This is a genomic window from Acidovorax sp. 100 (assembly GCF_003688355.1).
Lineage (GTDB): Bacteria > Pseudomonadota > Gammaproteobacteria > Burkholderiales > Burkholderiaceae_C > Acidovorax > Acidovorax delafieldii.
The window spans coordinates 2712311-2731887 of sequence record NZ_REFD01000001.1 but is presented as its reverse complement, the minus strand read 5'-3'; the positions used below and the strand labels follow the sequence as shown (position 1 = coordinate 2731887).

The window sequence follows — 19577 nt, the reverse complement described above, 5'->3', positions numbered from 1 at the left end:
AAGGGCGACAACATGGCGCCCGCTCCGGTCTTCTCAGGCCTTCTTGGCGGCTTCGCGGTACACGAGCAACGGCGGCTTGTTTTCTTCGATGGTGGATTCGTCCACCACCACCTTTTCGACGTTGCTGGTGTTGGGCAGGTCGAACATCGTGCCGATCAGCGATTGCTCCAGGATGGAACGCAGACCTCGCGCGCCCGTCTTGCGGGCCAGCGCCTTGCGGGCAATGGCTTTCAGGGCAGCGGGGCGAATTTCCAAGTCCACGCCTTCCATGGCCAGGAGCTTGCTGTACTGCTTGACCAGCGCGTTCTTCGGCTCGGTCAGGATCTGCACCAACGCATCTTCACTCAGTTCAGCCAAGGCAGTCACCACAGGCATACGGCCCACCAGTTCAGGAATCAGCCCGAACTTGATCAGGTCTTCGGGCTCGATCTCGGTGAACACTTCGGTCAGCGAGCGCTGCTTCTTGCTTTTGACCGATGCGCCAAAGCCGATGCCTGAGGCCTCGGTCCGGTTCTCGATGACCTTTTCCAGCCCTGCAAACGCGCCACCGCAGATGAACAGGATGTTGGTTGTGTCGATCTGCAGGAAGTCCTGGTTCGGGTGCTTACGCCCTCCCTGGGGCGGCACGCTGGCCATGGTGCCCTCGATGAGCTTGAGCAGCGCCTGCTGCACGCCCTCGCCCGACACATCGCGCGTGATGCTGGGGTTGTCGGATTTGCGCGAAATCTTGTCGATTTCGTCAATATAGACAATACCGCGCTGAGCGCGCTCGACTTCGTAGTTGCAACTTTGCAGCAGCTTCTGGACGATGTTTTCCACGTCCTCGCCCACATAGCCGGCTTCGGTCAGCGTGGTGGCGTCGGCCATCACAAAGGGAACATCCAGCATGCGTGCCAGGGTCTGCGCCAGCAACGTCTTGCCCGAGCCCGTAGGGCCGATCAGCAGGATGTTGCTTTTGGACAGCTCCACATCGTCCTTGTGGGCCTTGTCCTTGTGGCGCAGGCGCTTGTAGTGGTTGTACACCGCTACCGCCAGCGTGCGCTTGGCAACATCCTGGCCAATCACATAGTTGTCCAGATTGGCCTTGATCTCGACCGGCGTGGGCAGGTCACTGCGGCCTTCGCGGGCCAAGTCCCCGGCAGGCAGTTCGTCGCGGATGATCTCGTTGCACAGGTCAATGCACTCGTCGCAGATAAAGACCGACGGACCGGCGATCAGCTTCTTCACTTCATGCTGGCTTTTGCCGCAAAAAGAGCAGTAAAGGGTTTTTTCGCTGGAAGAGCCTTTTTTCTCGGCCATGGGGGCAATGCCTTGCTTGTTTCGGAAAGTTGTCGGGATGATAACCAAATAAAAAACGGCGTCTTCCCCTCGGGAAAACGCCGCTTCGTCGCCCTCGGGCGATCAGGCGCGTTGGCTGATCACTTGATCCACCAAACCATAGTCCTTGGCCTCGTCGGCCGAGAGGAAATAGTCACGCTCGGTGTCGCGCTGGATCTTCTCCAGCGGCTGTCCGGTGCGCTCAGCAAGGATCTTGTTGAGCTGCTCGCGGGTCTTGAGGATCTCGCGGGCGTGGATCTCGATCTCGGTGGCCTGGCCCTGCATGCCGCCCAATGGCTGATGGATCATGACCTTGGAGTTGGGCAGCGCAAAACGCTTGCCCTTGGCGCCCGCCGCCAGCAGGAACGCACCCATGCTGGCCGCCATGCCCGTGCAAAGGGTCGAGACATCGGGCTTGATGAAGTTCATGGTGTCAAAAATCGCCATACCGGCGCTCACCGAACCACCGGGCGAGTTGATGTAGAACGAGATGTCCTTGTCGGGGTTTTCACTTTCCAGGAACAGCAGCTGTGCCACCACCAGGTTGGCGGTCTGGTCATTGACCGGGCCCACCAGAAAAATCACGCGCTCCTTGAGCAGGCGCGAGTAGATGTCATAGGACCGTTCGCCACGGCCCGACTGCTCGATGACCATGGGGACCATGCCCAGGCCTTGTGTTTCCAATGCGCTCATGTATTTCTCCAGTCAAGCAGGTACTGTACCCAGAAATGAATTGGGGCTTGTGCACGAAAGCACAAGCCCCTGGTGTGTCTTGACAACCAGAACCGGGCAGTTGCGCGAAGCAGGCTACCCGGCCCGAGGGCCTATCAGCCCTGCTGCGCCATCAGGTCGTCGAAGGAGATGGCCTTCTCGACCACCTTGGCCTTGGACAGCACGAACTCGGTCACGTTGTTTTCGATGACAACGGCTTCGACTTCAGCCAGACGCTGGCGGTCGCCAAAGTACCAGCGCACCACGTCTTCGGGCTTCTCGTAGCTGGCAGCCAGCTCGTCGATATGGGCCTTGAGCTGCTCGGGCTTGGCCTGCAGTTCGTTGGCGCGCACCAGCTCAGCCAGCACCAGGCCCAGGCGCACACGGCGCTCAGCTTGGGGACGGAACACGTCTTCAGGGATTTCTGCCTTGTCAGCGTCCTTGATGCCGCGTTGCTTGAGTTCAGCGCGGGCGCCTTCCATCAGGCGGGCAATTTCAGCCTGGATGCTGGAATTGGGCAGGTCCAACTCGGCCTTGGACACCAGGGCGTCCATCACGGCAGCCTTGTTGCGGGCCAGCAAGCGGAACTTGACTTCGCGCTCCAGGTTCTTCTTGATGTCGGCGCGCAGGCCATCCACGGAACCGTCGGCAATGCCCAGCGACTTGGCCAGAGCATCATTCACTTCGGGCAGGTGGGCCGCTTCGATCTTCTTGATCGTCACCAGGAAGTCGGCGGTCTTGCCAGCGACATCCTTGCCATGGTACTCGGCGGGGAACGCCAAGGGGAAAGTCTTGCTTTCGCCGGACTTCATGCCACGCACCGCGTCTTCGAACTCCTTGAGCATCTGGCCTTCGCCGACCAGGAACTGGAAGTCTTCGGCCTTGCCGCCGTCAAAGGGTTCGCCGTCGATCTTGCCTTCGAAGTCCACGGTCACGCGGTCACCGTCTTGCGCAGCGGCGTCAATGGCGCGCTGGGCGAAGCTACGGCGCTGCTTGCGCAGGATGTCGATGGTCTTGTCGATGGCGCTGTCGGTCACTTCGGACGACAGTTTTTCAACTTCGGCATCAGACAGGTCAGCAATCTTGACTTCGGGGAACACTTCGAAGATGGCGTCAAAAGTCACCTGACCTTCGGGAGCGCCTTCCTTTTCGGTGATGCGGGGCTGGCCAGCAACACGCAGGTTGGCTTCATTCGCAGCCACGGCAAAGGCCTCACCCACCTTGTCGTTCAGCACTTCGTACTGCACCGAGTAGCCATAACGCTGGGCCACCACGTTCATGGGCACCTTGCCGGGACGGAAACCGTCCATCTTGACCGTGCGGGCCAGGCGCTTGAGGCGCGTGTCCACTTCGGACTGGATCAGGGTGACGGGCACGCTCAGCGTGATCTTGCGCTCGAGCTTCTCAAGGGTTTCAACAGTAACGGCCATGGCTATTCCTCTTATGAATGTGGATCGTGCTGGCTGCAGCGCAGCAGCGCCGTGTTCCGCAAAGTCTCACATGGGTGGTGCGCGGGGGGGGACTCGAACCCCCACACCATTGCTGGCGTCAGGACCTAAACCTGGTGCGTCTACCAATTTCGCCACCCGCGCGGTTCTACAAACAAACAGGCGGCAACCTCAGCTGCCGCCTGTGTGAAATCGGTCAACCTTCTATTTTACCTGATGCGGACGCCCTGTCGGTCAAGCAGCACCAGGAACCTCTGGCGCAGGTCGTTTGACACGGAACCAGGCCGCATACATTGCAGGCAGTGCCAGCAGCGTGAGCACCGTGGCCACCACCAGCCCGCCCATGATGGCCACAGCCATCGGGCCCCAGAACACGCTGCGCGACAGCGGGATCATGGCCAGCACGGCGGCAGCGGCGGTGAGCACGATGGGGCGCAAACGGCGCACGGCCGATTCCACAATGGCATCCCAGGCGGGCACGCCTCGCGCGCGGTCCTGCTCGATCTGATCGATCAGGATCACCGAATTGCGCTGGATCATTCCCATGAGCGCGATCACCCCCAGCAGCGCCACAAAACCAAAGGGACGATTGAGCAGCAACAGCGCCGCCGCCACACCCGCCAGCCCCAGCGGCCCGGTCAGGAACACCAGCATGGCACGGCTGAAGCTGTGCAGTTGCAGCATGAGCAGCGTGAAGGTGATGAACAGCATGATGGGGAGACCCGCCGCGATGGACGCCGAGCCCTTGGAGCTTTCCTCCACGGCGCCCGCCACCTCGATGCGGTAGCCCGTCTGGCCCGCCGACCGCCACTTGGCCTCAATCTCCTTGAGGGATGGCAGCAGTGCCGCCGTCACCGTGGCGCCCTGCAGGCCCTCGGTCACGTCGCCCTGCACGGTGATGGCGTAGTCGCGGTTCTCGCGCCACATCACGCCCGGCTCCCAGGTGAACACGGGCTTGGCGATCTGCGTGAGCGGGATCGACTTGCCCGAGGCCGTGGGCAGATAGGCGTTGGCAATGTCGGTGATGGCGTTGCGCTCATCCAGTGGCTGGCGCAGCAGGATATCGATGAGCTTGTCGCCCTCGCGGTACTGGCCGACCTGCGTGCCCGACAGAATGGTCTTGGACGCCTGTGCGATGGACTGGCTGGTCACGCCCAGGGCGCGTGCCTTGGCCTGGTCGACTTCCAGGCGCAGCACCTTCACGGACTCGTTCCAGTTGTCGTTCACCCCGCGCATGTTGGAGTTCTGGCGCAGCTGGGCCTTGACCTCGTCCGCACGCTCGCGCAGCACCAGCGGATCGGGTCCCACCACGCGGAACTGAACGGGATAAGGCACGGGCGGCCCGTTGGGCAGCAGCTTGACGCGCCCGCGCACTTCCGGGAACTCCTGCGCCAGCAGCGCAGGCAGCTTCACACGCAGCGATTCGCGCACCTTCAGGTCTTGGGGCACCACGATGAACTGCGACACGTTGCTCTGCGGGAACACCTGATCGAGCGGCAGATAAAAACGCGGCACGCCAGAACCTACCCAGGTGCTCACCGTGTTCACGCCTGGCTCGGACAGCAGGCGCTGCTCCACGCGCTTGGTGACGGCCTCATTGCCTGCGAACGACGTGCCTTCGGGGAACCAGATGTCCACCAGAATCTCAGGCCGGCTGGAATCCGGGAAGAACTGCTGCTGCACCTTGCCCATGCCGACAATGCCCAGCGCAAAGGTCAGCACCGTGGCGCCAATGGTCAGCCAGCGGTGCTGCACGCACCAGTCCACCAGACGGCGGAAGCTGCGGTAGAACGGGCTGTCAAAAACCTCGTGCGGGTCGTCCGTGATGCCCTTGTTGGCCTGAGCGGCCAAGACGTGAGGCGGCACCTTGAGCAGCAGCGTGCCGAGGTAAGGAACGAAGTAGACCGACACGAACCAGCTGAGCACCAGCGCAATCACCGTCACGGCAAAGATGGCAAAGGTGTATTCACCCGTGGTGGACTTGGCCAGGCCGATGGGCAAGAAGCCCGCCGCCGTGATCAGCGTGCCCGTGAGCATGGGCATAGCCGTGATCTCGTAGGCAAAGGTGGCGGCGCGCACCTTGTCATAGCCCTCTTCGAGCTTGAGCACCATCATCTCCACCGCAATGATGGCGTCGTCCACCAGCAGGCCCAGCGCGATGATGAGCGAGCCCAGCGAAATCTTGTGCAGCCCGATGCCCCAGTACCACATGGCCAGGAACGTGACGGCCAGCACCAGCGGGATCGTGATGCCCACCACCAGCCCCGGGCGGGGGTCGATGTACCAGCGCTTCCACAGCGGGTTGTTGCCGGGCCGCTTGTGGACGCCCAGGCTGATGAAGCTCACCGCCAGCACGATGACCACTGCCTCGATCAGCACCTTGACAAACTCGTTCACCGAGGTGGACACCGCCTTGGGCTGGTCTTGCACGTTGACCAGTTTCACGCCCGCCGGCAACGTGCCAGCGATGCGGTCGGTGGTGGTGTGCAGGGCCTTGCCCAGCGCAATGATGTCGCCGCCCTTGGACATGGAGACGCCCAGCGCAATCACCTCGCGCCCCTGGTGGCGCACCTTCACGCCCGGTGGGTCCACATAGCCGCGCTGCACTTCGGCGATATCGCCCAGGCGCAGTTGCGCGCCCGAGGGGCCACGGATCGGCATCGCGCGCAGGTCCTCGATGGCGTTGAACTGGCCTTGCACGCGCACCTGCACCTGGTCTTGCGGGGTCTGGATGGTGCCCGCGCTTTCCACTGCGTTTTGCTGGCCCAGCTGGGCCAGCACCTGGTTCATGTCCAGGCCCAGTTGCGACAGGCGCTTTTGCGAGATCTCGATGAAGAGCTTTTCGTCCTGCACGCCAAACAGCTCGACCTTCGCCACATCGGGCACGCGCAGCAGCTGCTGGCGCGCGTCATCGGCAAACTGCTTGAGCTCTGCGTAGCTGAATCCCTCGGACTCCAGCGCGTAGATCACGCCATACACATCACCAAAGTCGTCATTGAAGAACGGGCCCTGAATGCCTTGGGGCAAGGTGTAGCGCATGTCGCCCACCTTCTTGCGCACGCTGTACCAGACGTTGGCCACGTCGCCGGGCTTGGAGGAGTCCTTGATCTGGAAAATGATCTGCGACTCGCCGGGCTTGGAATAGCTGCGGATCTTGTCGGCGTACGGCACTTCCTGCAGCGTGCGCTCGATCTTGTCGGTGACCTGCTCGGCCACCTGCTGGGCCGTGGCACCGGGCCAGTAGGTGCGCACCACCATGGCACGGAAGGTGAACGGAGGGTCTTCGTCCTGCCCCAGCTGGAAGTAGGCGGCAAAGCCCAGCAGCATCAACACCACCATGAGGTAGCGGGTGAGCGCAGGATGGTCGAGCGCCCATTTGGAGAGGTTGAACCCCTCTTTGGGTTGGATTTGCGTCATGGCGGGCCTCAGTTGGCGGCAGAGGCCGTGGCGGTGGCGGGTGCAGCAGCGGCCGCCGGAGCCGATGGCACCGCCGGCATTGCTACCGATTCAGGAGCTGTCTGTGCTTTATTCACTGGCGCCTGGGCCACTTTTGGCTGGTATACCGTCACTTTTTGGCCGGGAGACAGCACATGCACGCCAGTGGCCACCACCTGCATGCCGGGGGTCAGGCCCCCTGCCACCACGGCATCGTTGCCGTCGGCCGTGGCGATCTGCACCACCTGCGACTTGACGGTGCTGGTCGCCGGGTCGTACACCCACACGGCGGTGGACTGGCCCTCCTGACGCAGCGCGCTCGTGGGCAGCTTGATGGCGGCAATGCCGGCATGGCTCAGTGCCTTGGGCGTGGCGTACACGGTGGCGCCCAGCGCTGGGGCGTCCGCAGCGTCAATGGCCACCTTGACCTGGAAGGTACGGGTCGCAGCGTCGGCGCTCGCAGCCACTTCGCGCACGCGGCCCGTCAGGGTCGCGCCGCCAGACCAGCCGCGCACAGCCACCTCGGAGCCCGTCGTGATCTGCGCCACCTTGTCCTCGGGCACAGCAAACACCACGTCGCGCGGGCCGTCCTGCGCAATACGCACCACCGGCGCACCGGCCGACACTACCTGGCCCGGCTCGGCATCGATGCCCGTCACCACGCCCGACACGTCGGCCACCAGCGTGGTGTAGGCCGCTTGGTTGCCCTGCGACGACAGCTGCGCGCGCGCCTGGTCCAGCGTGGCCTGGGCGGCCTTGAGAGTGGCCTCACGGCGTTCCAGCTCGGCACCGCTGATGAAGTTCTGGTCCTTGAGCGCCTGGTAACGCTTGAGGTCCGCCGCCGCCAGATCACGCTGCGTGGTGGCCGATGCGAGTTGCGCACGCGCCGCATCAGCCGCCAGCTGGTAGTCCTTGGGGTCCAGTTGCGCCAGCACCTGCCCGGCCTTCACGCGCTGACCCAGCTCGGCCTGGCGCTGCACGATCTTGCCCGCCACGCGAAAGCCCAGGCGCGACTCCACCCGCGCGCGCACCTCGCCCGAATACTCCAGGCTGGACTGCAGCGCGCCCACGCCCACCGTCATCAGCTTGACGGAGCGCACGGGCTCCTCAGGCGGTGCGGGACGCGAACAGGCGGCCAGCACGGTAGCGGTGGCCAGCACCAGCAAAAGCCTGGAATGCCGTGAAGAGGGCCGCAGGGCGGAGGATGTGCGCATGGGAAATCCGGTGAAAAAAGAAGGGGCCACAAGGATCAGCAAGCAAGACGCAGGCCGGAGTGCCCGCGCAGCAACAGTACACCAGACACCCGCCAACCAGCCACCCGCAGCCATGCAGGGCGCTTGTGAACAGATGCAGGGGCCAGCCGCCTTGTCCCCCACTGGATTGGTTTTTATGATTACTGACTGACCGGTTAGTAATCTATGAGAAGCCCTTGAGCTTGTCAAGCGACAATCCGGGTGTGAACGACCGTCCCAGCCCCTCTCCCCACCCCGGCGCAGCCTCCGCGCCACAGCCCACTGCGACTGATGCGGTGGCGCCTCCTGTCACCCATTACGAAAACTTCCCCGTAGCATCCCTGCTGTGCCCGCCCCACCTGCGCCAGCCGATTGCCGCCATCTACGGCTTTGCGCGCACGGCGGACGACATTGCCGACGAAGGCGATGCCCTGCCCGCCGCCCGGCTGGCAGACCTGGCGGCCTACCTGGCCGATCTGCGCGCGATTGCCCAGGGCCAGGCGCCCTCGCCCCGCTGGGCCAGCGTGTTTTTGCCGCTGCAAGGCGTGTTGCGCAGCCATCAGCTGCCCGTGCCGCTGCTGGAAGACCTGCTGAGCGCCTTTGCCCAGGACGTCGAAAAAACCCGTGACGGCGAGGGCTACGCCGACCGCGACGAGCTGCTGGACTACTGCCGCCGCTCGGCCAACCCGGTGGGCCGGCTGCTGCTGCACCTGTATGGCGTGCACGACGCCGAAGCGCTGCGCCAGAGCGACGCCATCTGCACGGCGCTGCAGCTCATCAACTTCTGGCAGGACCTGTCCGTGGACATTCCCCGGGGCCGCCACTACCTGCCGCGCTCCGACTGCGTAGCGTATGGCGCCTGTCAGTCTGAGTTGCTGGCGCTGCAAAGCACCCGCGAGAACGCCCGCCTGATTGCCGACTGCGCCCACTGGGCGCGCACCACGATGCAAAGCGGCGCCCCCTTGGTGGACCGCCTGCCCGGCCGCACCGGCTGGGAGCTGCGGCTGGTGGTGCAAGGCGGCCTGCGCATCCTCGACAAGGTCGAGGCCCTCAAAGGGGGCAGCCTGCACACCCGGCCCAAGCTCCGTGGCTGGGACTGGTGCGTGATGCTGGGCCGCGCGCTGGTGATGTAAGAAAGATTCATGGGCCACAAGGCGGGCTCACACATTGGCCTGCCAGCGCACCACGCAGTGCCCAAACGGCCTGTAGCGCATGATTCATACACGCCAAAAGCTACTTAATTGATAGCAAATCATTGGAATGCCTCTCGCCCTTGACCCGGCAGGGGCAGGGATAGCGAGCATGCCCCGGCCACCGCACCCGGTTAGCCTCGCGGCCACCGTGGCAGGGCGGCGGCCAACACCCCCACCCTGCCGGCCCGTGCCCGCGCGCCACAAGCGCAGGGGCACCTTTAACACTGGTTCTCTGAGCCCAGGGTCACCCCCCAACTATGTCCGTCAGCGTTTTCGACCTCTTCAAGATCGGCATCGGGCCGTCCAGCTCCCACACCGTGGGGCCCATGATTGCCGCCCGGCAGTTTGCCTGCCATGCGCGCGACACCGTCGGCCTGGCGGCGGTGCACCAGGTGAGCGTGGAGCTGTTCGGCTCCCTCTCAGCCACCGGCGTGGGCCACGGCACCGACCGCGCCGTGCTGCTCGGTCTGGCCGGGCACGAGCCAGACCACATCGACCCCGACCAGATCGCCCCCACCATCGCACAGATCCGCCAGAGCGGCACGCTGGCGTTGCTGGGCGAGCATGCCGTGCCGTTTGTCGAAAAGGACCACCTGCTGTTTCGCCGTAAAAGCCTGCCGCTGCATCCCAATGGCATGGTCTTCCATGCACTGGATGCGCAGGGCAACGACATCGCCATGCGTGAGTACTACTCGGTGGGCGGCGGCTTTGTGGTCGATGCTGCGGGCCAGCGCGTGCTCAACACGCCTGCCAGCGCCGGCGCCGATACCGCAGGCCATGGCCAGGGCCTGCCATACCCGTTCCGCACCGGGGCCGAGCTGCTGGCGCAGTGCCGCACTACGGGCCAGAGCATGGCCCAGCTCATGGCCGCCAACGAACAGCACTGGCGCAGCCCGGCCGAGGTGCGGCGCCAGCTGCTGGCCATCTGGCAGACCATGGCGGGCGCCGTGCAGCGCGGCTGCGCCAGCACTGGCACCCTGCCCGGCCCCATGCATGTGCGCCGCCGCGCGGCCGAGCTGCACAAGAACCTGAGCCGCTCGCCTGAGGCCGCCCTGCGCGACCCGCTCTCCATGCTGGACTGGGTGAACCTGTACGCCATGGCCGTGAACGAAGAAAACGCCGCTGGCGGCCGCGTGGTGACGGCGCCCACCAACGGTGCGGCAGGCGTGATCCCGGCCGTGCTGCACTACTACGTCAACTTTCTGCAGGGCCCCATCCCGGCCAACGACGACGGCATTGCCACCTTTTTGCTCACCGCAGGTGCCATTGGCATCATCTACAAGGAGAACGCATCGCTCTCCGGCGCCGAGGTGGGCTGCCAGGGCGAAGTGGGCGTGGCCTGCTCCATGGCCGCTGGCGCGCTGGCCGCCGTGATGGGCGGCACGCCCGAGCAGGTGGAGAACGCGGCCGAGATCGGCATGGAGCACAACCTGGGCATGACCTGCGACCCCGTGGGCGGTCTGGTGCAGATCCCCTGCATCGAGCGCAACGCCATGGGCGCGATCAAGGCCATCAACGCCGCCCGCATGGCGCTGCGTGGCGACGGGCAGCACGTGGTCTCGCTCGACAAGGTCATCAAGACCATGATGCAGACCGGCGCGGACATGAAGGTCAAGTACAAGGAAACATCGCGCGGCGGGCTGGCGGTGAATGTGGTCGAATGCTGACCCCCGCCGCCCTGATGCCTTGCAGTGCCAACGCCTGAATGCTATTCATTAAATAGCATTCAGACCATATTGCACTAGCGCCTCCGCCCCAAAAGGCTTCAAACCCTGCCACCCCGCCTGCCGGGGTGCGCCATGGGACAATCTCGCCCCATGACACCGCAGCAGTACGTACAGCAAAAAGCCGTGGCCTCGGGCAGCAGCTTCTATTACGCCTTTCTCTTTCTGCCTGCCCCGCGCCGCGCGGCCATCACGGCGTTCTATGCGTTTTGCCGCGAAGTGGACGATGTGGTCGATGAAGTGAGCGACCCTGGCGTGGCCCGCACCAAGCTGGCCTGGTGGCAGGCCGAAGTGAGCAAGGCCTACGCGGGCCAGCCCACGCACCCCGTGATGCTGGCGCTGATGCCGCTGGCGGCCGACTACGGCATCGAACAGCGCCACCTGCAGGCCGTGATCGACGGCTGCCAGATGGACCTGGAGCAGACGCGCTACCTCGACTTTGCAGGCCTGCAGGGCTACTGCCACCTGGTGGCGGGCGTCGTGGGCGAGGTCGCAGCGCGCATCTTCGGCCAGACCGACCCGCGCACCACCGAATACGCCCACCGGCTGGGCCTGGCGTTCCAGCTCACCAACATCATCCGCGACGTGGGCGAGGACGCCATGCTGGGCCGCATTTACCTGCCCGTCAGCGAGCTGCAGCAGTTCGACGTGAAGGCGCACGAGATCTTGAAGCGCCAGTACTCCGACCGGTTCACCGCACTCATGCGTTTTCAGGCCGAGCGTGCGCACCGGCTGTACGACGAGGCCTTTGCCCTGCTGCCCGACGCGGACCGCCGCACCCAAAAGCCCGGCCTGATGATGGCCAGCATCTACCGCACCCTGCTGCGCGAGATCGAGCACGAAAACTTCCAGGTGCTGCACCAGCGCATCCGCCTCACGCCGCTGCGCAAGTTCTGGCTGGCCTGGAAGATGCAAGCCCTGGGCAGGATGTAGCCCGGCGTGGCACCGCAGAAAGTCGCCGTCATCGGGGCTGGCTGGGCCGGCATGGCTGCTGCCATCGCCCACCGGCAGGCCGGCCGCCAGGTCACCGTGTTCGAGGCCGCGCGCACCGTGGGCGGCCGCGCCCGCGCCGTGCGGGGTGTGCTGCCCGATGGCACAGCGGCCACGCTCGACAACGGCCAGCACATCCTGATTGGTGCCTACACCGAGAGCCTGCGCCTGATGCGCCTGGTGGGCATGGACCCTGCCACCGCGCTGCTGCGCCTGCCGCTGACCCTGCAGTTCCCCGATGGCCAGGGCCTGCAACTGCCCGACCTGCCCCCGCCGCTGGATGCGCTGCTGGGCATCGCGCGCGCCAAAGGCTGGAGCTGGCAAGACAAGATCGCTCTGCTGCGCACGGCCACGGCCTGGCAACTGCGCGGCTTTCGCTGCGCGCCCCACACCTCGGTGGCAGACCTGTGTGCCCCGCTCACGCCCCGGCTGATGGCCGAGTTCATCGACCCGCTGTGCGTGTCGGCACTCAACACCCCCGCACGCGAGGCCAGTGGCCAGGTGTTTTTGCGGGTGCTGCAAGACAGCCTGTTCAGCGGGCGCGGTGGCTCCAACCTGCTGCTGCCCCGCACCGACCTGGGCGCGCTGTTCCCCGAGGCCGCGATGCGCTGGCTGGTGCAGCAAGGCGGCCAGGTGATCACCGGCCAACGCATCCAGCGGCTCGTGCCCCTGCCCAGCGGACGCTGGCAGTTAGCGGGGACTGGGGGTGCGGCGCAAGGCTCAGAAGCAACCGATGCCTTCGACCACATTACCCTGGCCTGCCCCTCGTGGGAGGCCGCCCGTCTGGTCGATGGCCTTGCCACCACGGCGGGCCTGGCCGCTGCCGCCCGCTGGAGCGCCACCGCCGGCGCCCTGCGGTTTGAGGCCATCACCACCGTTTACGCCCACGCCCTTGGCGCGCGCTTGCCCCTGCCCATGCTGGCGCTGCGCAACACGGCAGAGCACCCGGCGCAGTTCGTGTTCGACCGGGGCCAGCTCGACGGCCAGCAGGGGTTGCTGGCCTTTGTGGTGAGCGCCAGCGATGGCGACCGGGCGCTCATCGAGCAACAGGTGCTGCAGCAAGCCGCTGCGCAGCTGGGCCTGCCGGGCCTGCGCCCTGTGCAGACCGTGGTCGAAAAGCGCGCCACGTTTGCATGCACCCCCGGCCTGCAGCGGCCCGCCATGCAGGTGCTGCCGGGGCTGACGGCCTGCGGCGACTATGTGGAGGGCCCCTACCCGGCGACGCTGGAAGGCGCGGTGCTCAGCGGCACCGCCGTGGCGGCCTGCGCGGCAGCGGGCTGACACAACACCACCCGGGCCAGCAGGCCACCCCCGGGTAACTACCAAGCCCGCTGACAGCATTCCGAAAGCACGACCCAGGCACCATGGCGCCACTCGCATACCGCATGCGCCTTGTTCGCCTTTGGGCGCGCTGGCCTTTCGGCCTTTTGTTTTGACGGAGACACCCCCCATGCTTTCACACGAACACCCCGCCCTCTGGTCCCCCACCCGCCGCCATCTGCTGGGAGCCAGCGGCGCGCTGGCCCTGGGCGGCCTGCTGCCCGCTGGTGCCTCGGCCCAGGCGGCCTGGCCGTCCAAGTCGGTGCGGTTTGTGGTGCCGTTCGCGCCGGGCGGCAGCTCGGAGATCGTGGCCCGCTCCACCGCTGCCGAGCTGGGCAAGACGCTGGGCCAGAGCGTGTATGTGGACAACAAGCCGGGCGCCGCAGGCAACATCGCCATGGGTGAAGTGGCACGCTCTGACGACCAGCACACGCTGATCCTGGGCCACATCGGCACACTGGCCGTCAACCCCTTCATCTTCGACAAGCTGCCCTACGACGCCAACAAGGACTTCAAGCCCGTGAGCCTGCTGGCCAAGGTGCCCAGCCTGTACGTGGTGCACCCCGACGTGCCCGCCAAGAACCTCAAGGAGTTCATCGCCTACGCCAAGAAGAACCCGGCCAAGCTCAGCTATGGCTCGGCGGGCAACGGCAGCGCAGGCCACCTGGCGTTTGAATACCTCAAGATGACCGCCGATATCTTCATGCTGCACGTGCCCTACCGTGGCACCGGCCCCATGATGACCGACCTGCTCTCGGGCCGCCTTGATGCCGCCGCCGTGGGCGCCGCCGCCCTGCTGCCCTTCATCAAGGCCGGCAAGGTGCGCTGCATTGCCACCGGCTCGGCCAAGCGCCTGCCCCAGCTGCCCGACGTGGCCACGGTGGCCGAACAGGGCTTTCCGGGCTTTGAGATGACGCAGTGGTACGGCATGCTGGCGCCCGCCAACCTGGCCCCGGCCAACCTCGACAAGCTGGCGGCCGAAACCGCCAAGGCCGTCAAGGCCCCCGGCTCGCTAGAGCGCCTGAACGCGGACGCGGCCGAGGCCATTGGCGGCACGCCCGCGCAGTTCGCGCAGTTCATTGCGTCCGAACAGGAGCGCTGGAAGAAAGTGCTGCTGCGGGCGAAAGTGAAGCCTGATTGAGTAGACGCAGCGCTGGGGACGCTGTTCAGCGCAACAGCCCCCAACCAACGGACAGCCCCACCGCGTAAAGCGCACCCACAACAACGCAGGCCCTCAACCACCCCTCGTTGTGTGGCGTCTCGGGCAAATCACCGCTGCCCAGAGCCGAAATCAGCCCGGCCAGAAAATGTGCAAGCCCTGTCAGGGCGTCCAGCAACAGGCTAGGCGCCAAGGCGCCGCACACGGCACCCGACATAGCGCCTGCCGCAAACAATGTACTCATGGCCACTGAGGCGCCTCCCATCGCTGACCAACCCAATCCCCACAACAAAGCGAGCAAGGCACCCGCACCAATGCCAAGCAGTGCGCAGGCGCCTCGGAAAACCCATCCCGAAGCCCACCAACCGCCCGCATCACGCCATCGGGCCTTGTATCGCGACGCCGTCTGATCACGCTTGTTCATCCCACCACCTTTTCGATCCGTGCATCGTAGTCGCACCCCATCCACGGAAGGCCTCTGCTCCAGGCCCCCTTCGCAGTAGCATCCCCCCATGCGCATTCTCCTGGCCGAAGACGACCACAACCTGGGCACCTGGCTGAGCCGCGCGCTGGAGCATGCGGGCATCCAGGTCGAATGGGTGAACGATGGCCGCCTGGCCGACCGCGCGCTGCAGCAGCACGACAACTACGACGCACTGGTGCTGGACCTGGGCCTGCCCGGGCTGGACGGGCAGGCGGTGCTGCAGCGCTTGCGCGATCGCGACCAGCGCCTGCCCGCGTTGATCCTGACGGCACGTGATTCGCTGGACGAGCGCGTGCGCTCGCTCAACGCGGGAGCAGACGACTTTCTGGCCAAACCCTTCGAGCTGGCAGAGCTGGAGGCACGCCTGCACGCCCTGGTGCGCCGCGCGCGCGGCAACGAGCACCAGCGCCAGGCCTGCGGTGCGCTGGTGTACGACAGCGCCCGCAAGCAGTTCACCCTGCGCGGCGAGCCCCTGACCCTGTCCCCGCGCGAACATGCCGTGCTGCGCGTGCTGGTGCAGCGCAGCGGCGAGCCGTTTTCCAAGCAGCAGATCCTGGACCGCGTGTTCACCGACGATGACGATGTGCACCCCGAAGCCGTCGAGGTGTTTGTGCACCGCCTGCGCAAGCGGCTGGATGGCAGTGGTGTGCGCATCACCACGTTGCGCGGCCTGGGCTATGCGCTGGAGGCGGACTGACCGATGGGCCTGACCGCACGACTGCGCCGCGCCAGCCTGTGGCGGCTGCTGGCCATGCTGCTGCTGCCGCTGCTGGCCCTGGTGACGGGCGTGGAGCTGTGGATGACCCGGCACGATGCGCTGGAGGCCGCCAACGCGGCCTACGACCGCTCGCTGCTCGGCGCGCTCAAGTCCATCGACGCCAACATCTCCACCGCCTCGGGCGGCCTGTCGGCCGAGTTGCCGTACAGCATGCTGGAATTCTTTGAACTCACGGCCAGCGGCAATGTGTACTTTCGCGTGGCGTCGTCCGACGGGCTGGTGGAGCTGGGCAATGCCGACCTGCCCCTGCCCGCCGGGCCGCTGGAGCCTGGCGTACCGCGTTTTTATGACGCTACCTACTTTGGAGAGTCCGTGCGACTGGCCGCCTACCGCCGCGCGCTGGACCGTGCGGAGCCGGCATCCACCGTGCTGGTGCAGGTGGCCGAAAGCACGCGGTCCCGCGAGGACTTCACAGCCCGCTTTGTACGCCGCGCGGTGCAGCGCGACGCGCTGGTGCTGGCCCTGATGGTGCTGGGCACCGCAGCGCTGCTAGCCGTGGCGCTGCGCCCGCTGGCGCGGCTGGCGCGCGAGGTACAGGCCCGCAGCGGCGACGACATGACCCCGCTGGCATCCAACGACCTGCCCGCTGACATCCGCCCGCTGGTGGACGCGGTCAACCAGCAGATGGCACGCACGCAAGATCTGGTGACGCAGCAGCGGCAATTTCTGGACGATGCCTCGCACCAGCTGCGCACCCACCTCACCACGCTGCAGATGCAGATCGACTACGCGCGCCGCGAGGGCGACACCACGCAGGTGCAGCACACGCTGGCAGCCATCGGAGGCGAGATCGCCCGCGCCACGCGCAGCACCCAGCAACTGCTGGCGCTGGGCCGCAGCGACACAGCGGCGGTGGAGCTGACGCCCTTTGACCTGGCCGCGCTGCTGCGCACGGTGGCGCTGGAGCTGCTGCCCCAGGCGCGCGCCAAGCAGATCGACTTTGGCATCCATACGCCCTCCGCTGGCATCGAGGCCGTGGGCGACAGTGGCCTGCTGCGCGAGGCCCTGACCAATCTGGCAGCCAATGCCATCGCCTACACCCCGGCGCAGGGCACCGTCACCGTGTCGGCCGCGGGTGACAGCCTGGGCTGGAGCATCTGCGTGGAGGACAACGGCCCCGGTCTGCCCGCCGAGGAGCGCGACGCACTGGGCCAGCGCTACCGGCGCGGCTCGCAGGCCACGGCGGGCGGCTCCGGCCTGGGGCTGGCCATTGCGCGGTCGATTGCCGAGCGGCACCGGGGCAGCCTGCGGCTGCAGGCGCGCGCTGAAGGGCCAGGGCTCCTGGCAATACTCTGGTGGCCCCGCGCCTGACACAGTCTGCTGAACAAGTGAACGCTCCACACCCCATGCCGCAGCCCTTGCCCACCACAGACCGCCCGCTGACATCGCCTTGCAGCCGCCGCCAGCTGCTGCAGACGCTCGCGGCCGCCGCCAGCGCTGGCGCGGGCCTGGCGCCATTGCCGGCGGCGGCCGACGCATCCCGTGAACCGGCGGAATGCATTGCGCCCTCACGCCCCGGCGGCGGATTTGACCTGACCTGTGGTCTGGCCTCACAGGCACTGCAGGCCGTGCGCCCTGGCCGCACGCCGCTGCGCACCCGCTACCTGCCCGGCGGCATTGGCGCGGTGGCATTTGACCAAGTGGCCACCGGCCGCCTGGGAGGGCCCGGCACGCTGGTGGCGTTCTCTAGCGGCTCGCTGCTCAACATGGCGCAGGGCCGCTTCGGCCCACACCCGGTGAGCGCCGTGCGCTGGATAGCGACGCTGGGAAACGACTACGGCGTGGTGGCTGTGCACCGCGACGCCCCCTACCAGCGCTTGCAGGACGTGGTCACCGCCTTGCAAAAAGATTCGGGCCGCGTGGTGTTTGGCGCCGGCGGCACGCTGGGCAGCCAGGACTGGGTCAAGGCCGCGCTGCTGGTGCGCGCAGCGGGGCAAGACCACAAGCGCATGCGTTTTGTATCGTTTGAAGGCGGCGGCGAAGCGCTCAAGGCGCTGGGCGGCCGGCACATCGACATCTTCACCGGCGACGCGGCCGAGGCCACCCGGGCCGCTGCAGAAGGCCTGCCGGTGCGCATCCTGGCGGTGCTGGCACCCGCGCGGCTGCCCGGCACACTGGCCGCCCTGCCCACGGCACGCGAGCAGGGCATTGACCTGCAATGGACCACCGTGCGCGGCCTCTACATGGCTGCCAGCGTGCCGGACGCGGCTGCCCACGCCTGGACGACCGCCCTGCAGGAAGCCCAGGCGGCGCCCGGGTATGCCGCGTTGTGCGCCCGCCATGGGCTGTACCCCTTTGCGCTGAGTGGCACGGCCCTGGACGACTATGTGCAACGCAGCCTGGCCGACTATCGCCGCCTGGCGCAGGATCTGGGGCTGCGGTCCTGGCCGCGTTGATCTGCGCTGCGCACCACCTCCTGAGCGATTGGTCCGCTGACCGTCCCTACGCGGGCAAGGCACCCACTCCTTGTAGTCCGGGCAACCCGGCAGGCCGGTCATCGGCAGGTAGCACTGCTGTGCGGCGCTCGGCCTCGGCGTCTCCCGCTGCGGGCAAGGAAGACTGCGCCACATAGGCCGTCAGGGTGTTGCGCCACTCTTCGTTCGATGCGTCCATGGCGTGTCGCATGCGCGCCAGCAGCCAGCCTGCTGCCCCGACCGTCAAGGCCAGCATAGCCAGAAGCCCATACACCAAGGACGCCGGGAAATGCCCTGCATTCAGCTGTTCCACACGGGCCAGTAATGCGAGCGTGGCCTGATGGTCTTGCTCGGCCTGCGCGCGCATGCGATCCACTTCCACCTGCAAGGCCTGCATGCGCGCGCCGGGGGATCCCGCGCCATCCGGCGCGTTGACCTCCGCAGCCGAAGCCGCCACCGGCATCAGTGTTGCGCCGTCGGACGGAGCCCCTTCGCCCGAGGCGGGCGGCGTGACCAGCGCCGTCAACGGCTCCATCACCAGCCGGGGCTTGGAAGGTCCAGGCGCAACAGGTGCCGCTGCTGGAGCCACCGAGGCGGTGGACGATGCCGACGCCTGTGCCGGGGGCGCTGCTGCGGCCTCGGGCGCCATGCTGGGCGCGGTGCTGAGTGGCTCCTGAGGCGCCGTCTGCGCAGTGCTGGTCGCGGAAGCCACTGCCGCTGTGTCAGGGGACGGGCTGCGCGCAACGGGAGCCCCGGCAGACTTTGCGGCCAGTTTCGTGCCCTTGCGCTCTACCCGGCTGGCGGCCAACGCCTTGCGCGGCCGCGAGGGGCCCATTGCGGTTGCAGAAGACGCTTCTCCGGCAGCCACCCCAGCCGACCGTGAGGGGGAGGCATCTGCCAACGGCACCTCCCAGGGAATCGCCACTGGCTTCAGCCCGGCCGCAACGGTGGCGGGCAGATCGGCCAGAAAGGTGTATTCGCGCGTCACCCGACCCGTGCAATGCACGGAGACCTGGGCCGTCAGCACCGGCTCGTCGGCCAGATGGGAGGACTGCACCCGCAGCACCGGGTTGCGCTCCGGTTCGCCCGGCCGCACGCTCACCTGGACTCGGCCTGCCGGCACGGCCACATCGCCAGACACCAGCCGCGCTTGCGGGCACAAGGCGTCCACCGACATGCCGGGGTCCAGCTGGACTTCAAAGCCCAGGTCGATGGGCTGTCCCAGCCACACCTTGCCTTGCGGCGCGCCCAGGGACAGGGCTTCCGCCGCCTCGGCCAGCAGCCCCAGGACGACGACGATCAGGGAGTTACGAAGCATCACAACCACCTCCAGCCATTGCAATTAGTTTCTACATGAAACAAAACACAACGG

The 19577-nt window shown here is 66.5% G+C and carries 14 protein-coding genes and 1 tRNA gene; 8 read left to right on the top strand and 7 right to left on the bottom strand.

Features of this window, described 5'->3' with window-relative positions; all coding sequences use genetic code 11:
* Positions 1-33 precede the first annotated feature (33 nt).
* The 6 genes from clpX to C8C96_RS12535 all read right to left on the bottom strand — a co-directional run bounded on the left by clpX (position 34) and on the right by C8C96_RS12535 (position 8125).
* A complete protein-coding gene (gene clpX / locus C8C96_RS12560) occupies positions 34-1299 on the bottom strand; it encodes an ATP-dependent Clp protease ATP-binding subunit ClpX (protein WP_056064485.1) in 1266 nt (421 codons plus the stop codon).
* Positions 1300-1401: 102 nt separating this feature from the next.
* The gene (gene clpP, locus C8C96_RS12555; protein ID WP_015014885.1) at positions 1402-2010 is read right to left on the bottom strand and encodes an ATP-dependent Clp endopeptidase proteolytic subunit ClpP; all 609 of its coding nucleotides are present in this window, start codon (positions 2008-2010) and stop codon (positions 1402-1404) included.
* A gap of 134 nt (positions 2011-2144) precedes the next feature.
* Positions 2145-3458, bottom strand: a complete 1314-nt coding sequence (gene tig / locus C8C96_RS12550) for a trigger factor (RefSeq protein WP_056064489.1) — start codon at positions 3456-3458, stop codon at positions 2145-2147.
* Between the two features lie 75 nt (positions 3459-3533).
* Positions 3534-3620: transfer RNA gene (locus tag C8C96_RS12545), tRNA-Leu, on the bottom strand.
* A 90-nt stretch (positions 3621-3710) separates the two neighbouring features.
* On the bottom strand, positions 3711-6893 hold the full coding sequence (locus C8C96_RS12540) for an efflux RND transporter permease subunit (protein WP_121942534.1): 3183 nt from the start codon (positions 6891-6893) through the stop codon (positions 3711-3713).
* An 8-nt stretch (positions 6894-6901) separates the two neighbouring features.
* Positions 6902-8125 (bottom strand): efflux RND transporter periplasmic adaptor subunit, encoded by a 1224-nt coding sequence (locus C8C96_RS12535; protein ID WP_121943996.1) that lies wholly within the window; start codon positions 8123-8125, stop codon positions 6902-6904.
* A 242-nt stretch (positions 8126-8367) separates the two neighbouring features.
* Between C8C96_RS12535 and hpnC the strand changes: the two genes are divergently transcribed.
* The 8 genes from hpnC to C8C96_RS12490 all read left to right on the top strand — a co-directional run bounded on the left by hpnC (position 8368) and on the right by C8C96_RS12490 (position 18187).
* Positions 8368-9276, top strand: a complete 909-nt coding sequence (gene hpnC, locus C8C96_RS12530; protein ID WP_370107355.1) for a squalene synthase HpnC — start codon at positions 8368-8370, stop codon at positions 9274-9276.
* Between the two features lie 317 nt (positions 9277-9593).
* Entirely contained in the window at positions 9594-11003 is a 1410-nt protein-coding gene (locus tag C8C96_RS12525; RefSeq protein ID WP_121942532.1) for an L-serine ammonia-lyase, read from the top strand.
* A 150-nt stretch (positions 11004-11153) separates the two neighbouring features.
* A complete protein-coding gene (gene hpnD / locus C8C96_RS12520) occupies positions 11154-11993 on the top strand; it encodes a presqualene diphosphate synthase HpnD (protein ID WP_121942531.1) in 840 nt (279 codons plus the stop codon).
* Between the two features lie 51 nt (positions 11994-12044).
* The gene (gene hpnE, locus C8C96_RS12515; RefSeq protein ID WP_233584321.1) at positions 12045-13331 is read left to right on the top strand and encodes a hydroxysqualene dehydroxylase HpnE; all 1287 of its coding nucleotides are present in this window, start codon (positions 12045-12047) and stop codon (positions 13329-13331) included.
* A gap of 169 nt (positions 13332-13500) precedes the next feature.
* A complete protein-coding gene (locus tag C8C96_RS12510) occupies positions 13501-14511 on the top strand; it encodes a tripartite tricarboxylate transporter substrate binding protein (protein WP_056064501.1) in 1011 nt (336 codons plus the stop codon).
* 530 nt (positions 14512-15041) lie between these two features.
* Positions 15042-15710 carry a response regulator gene (locus C8C96_RS12500; RefSeq protein WP_121942528.1) on the top strand — a complete coding sequence of 223 codons (669 nt, stop codon included), beginning with the start codon at positions 15042-15044 and terminating at the stop codon, positions 15708-15710.
* 3 nt (positions 15711-15713) lie between these two features.
* Positions 15714-17102 (top strand): sensor histidine kinase, encoded by a 1389-nt coding sequence (locus C8C96_RS12495; protein ID WP_121942527.1) that lies wholly within the window; start codon positions 15714-15716, stop codon positions 17100-17102.
* A 35-nt stretch (positions 17103-17137) separates the two neighbouring features.
* Entirely contained in the window at positions 17138-18187 is a 1050-nt protein-coding gene (locus tag C8C96_RS12490; protein WP_199737472.1) for a tripartite tricarboxylate transporter substrate-binding protein, read from the top strand.
* Between the two features lie 46 nt (positions 18188-18233).
* On the opposite strand, the gene C8C96_RS12485 is transcribed toward C8C96_RS12490, so the two are convergent.
* A complete protein-coding gene (locus C8C96_RS12485) occupies positions 18234-19523 on the bottom strand; it encodes a FimV family protein (RefSeq protein WP_121942525.1) in 1290 nt (429 codons plus the stop codon).
* Between the last annotated feature and the right edge of the window lie 54 nt (positions 19524-19577).

Excerpts from the sequence above, each read along its gene's own strand:
- C8C96_RS12525 (WP_121942532.1), top strand. The coding sequence starts at position 9,594 with ATGTCCGTCAGCGTTTTCGACCTCTTCAAGATCGGCATCGGGCCGTCC.
- C8C96_RS12510 (WP_056064501.1), top strand. The coding sequence starts at position 13,501 with ATGCTTTCACACGAACACCCCGCCCTCTGGTCCCCCACCCGCCGCCAT.
- C8C96_RS12485 (WP_121942525.1), bottom strand. The coding sequence starts at position 19,523 with ATGCTTCGTAACTCCCTGATCGTCGTCGTCCTGGGGCTGCTGGCCGAG.
- clpX (WP_056064485.1), bottom strand. The coding sequence starts at position 1,299 with ATGGCCGAGAAAAAAGGCTCTTCCAGCGAAAAAACCCTTTACTGCTCT.
- C8C96_RS12490 (WP_199737472.1), top strand. The coding sequence starts at position 17,138 with ATGCCGCAGCCCTTGCCCACCACAGACCGCCCGCTGACATCGCCTTGC.
- C8C96_RS12500 (WP_121942528.1), top strand. The coding sequence starts at position 15,042 with ATGCGCATTCTCCTGGCCGAAGACGACCACAACCTGGGCACCTGGCTG.
- hpnD (WP_121942531.1), top strand. The coding sequence starts at position 11,154 with ATGACACCGCAGCAGTACGTACAGCAAAAAGCCGTGGCCTCGGGCAGC.
- C8C96_RS12535 (WP_121943996.1), bottom strand. The coding sequence starts at position 8,125 with ATGCGCACATCCTCCGCCCTGCGGCCCTCTTCACGGCATTCCAGGCTT.
- tig (WP_056064489.1), bottom strand. The coding sequence starts at position 3,458 with ATGGCCGTTACTGTTGAAACCCTTGAGAAGCTCGAGCGCAAGATCACG.
- C8C96_RS12540 (WP_121942534.1), bottom strand. The coding sequence starts at position 6,893 with ATGACGCAAATCCAACCCAAAGAGGGGTTCAACCTCTCCAAATGGGCG.
- clpP (WP_015014885.1), bottom strand. The coding sequence starts at position 2,010 with ATGAGCGCATTGGAAACACAAGGCCTGGGCATGGTCCCCATGGTCATC.
- C8C96_RS12495 (WP_121942527.1), top strand. The coding sequence starts at position 15,714 with ATGGGCCTGACCGCACGACTGCGCCGCGCCAGCCTGTGGCGGCTGCTG.
- hpnE (WP_233584321.1), top strand. The coding sequence starts at position 12,045 with ATGGCTGCTGCCATCGCCCACCGGCAGGCCGGCCGCCAGGTCACCGTG.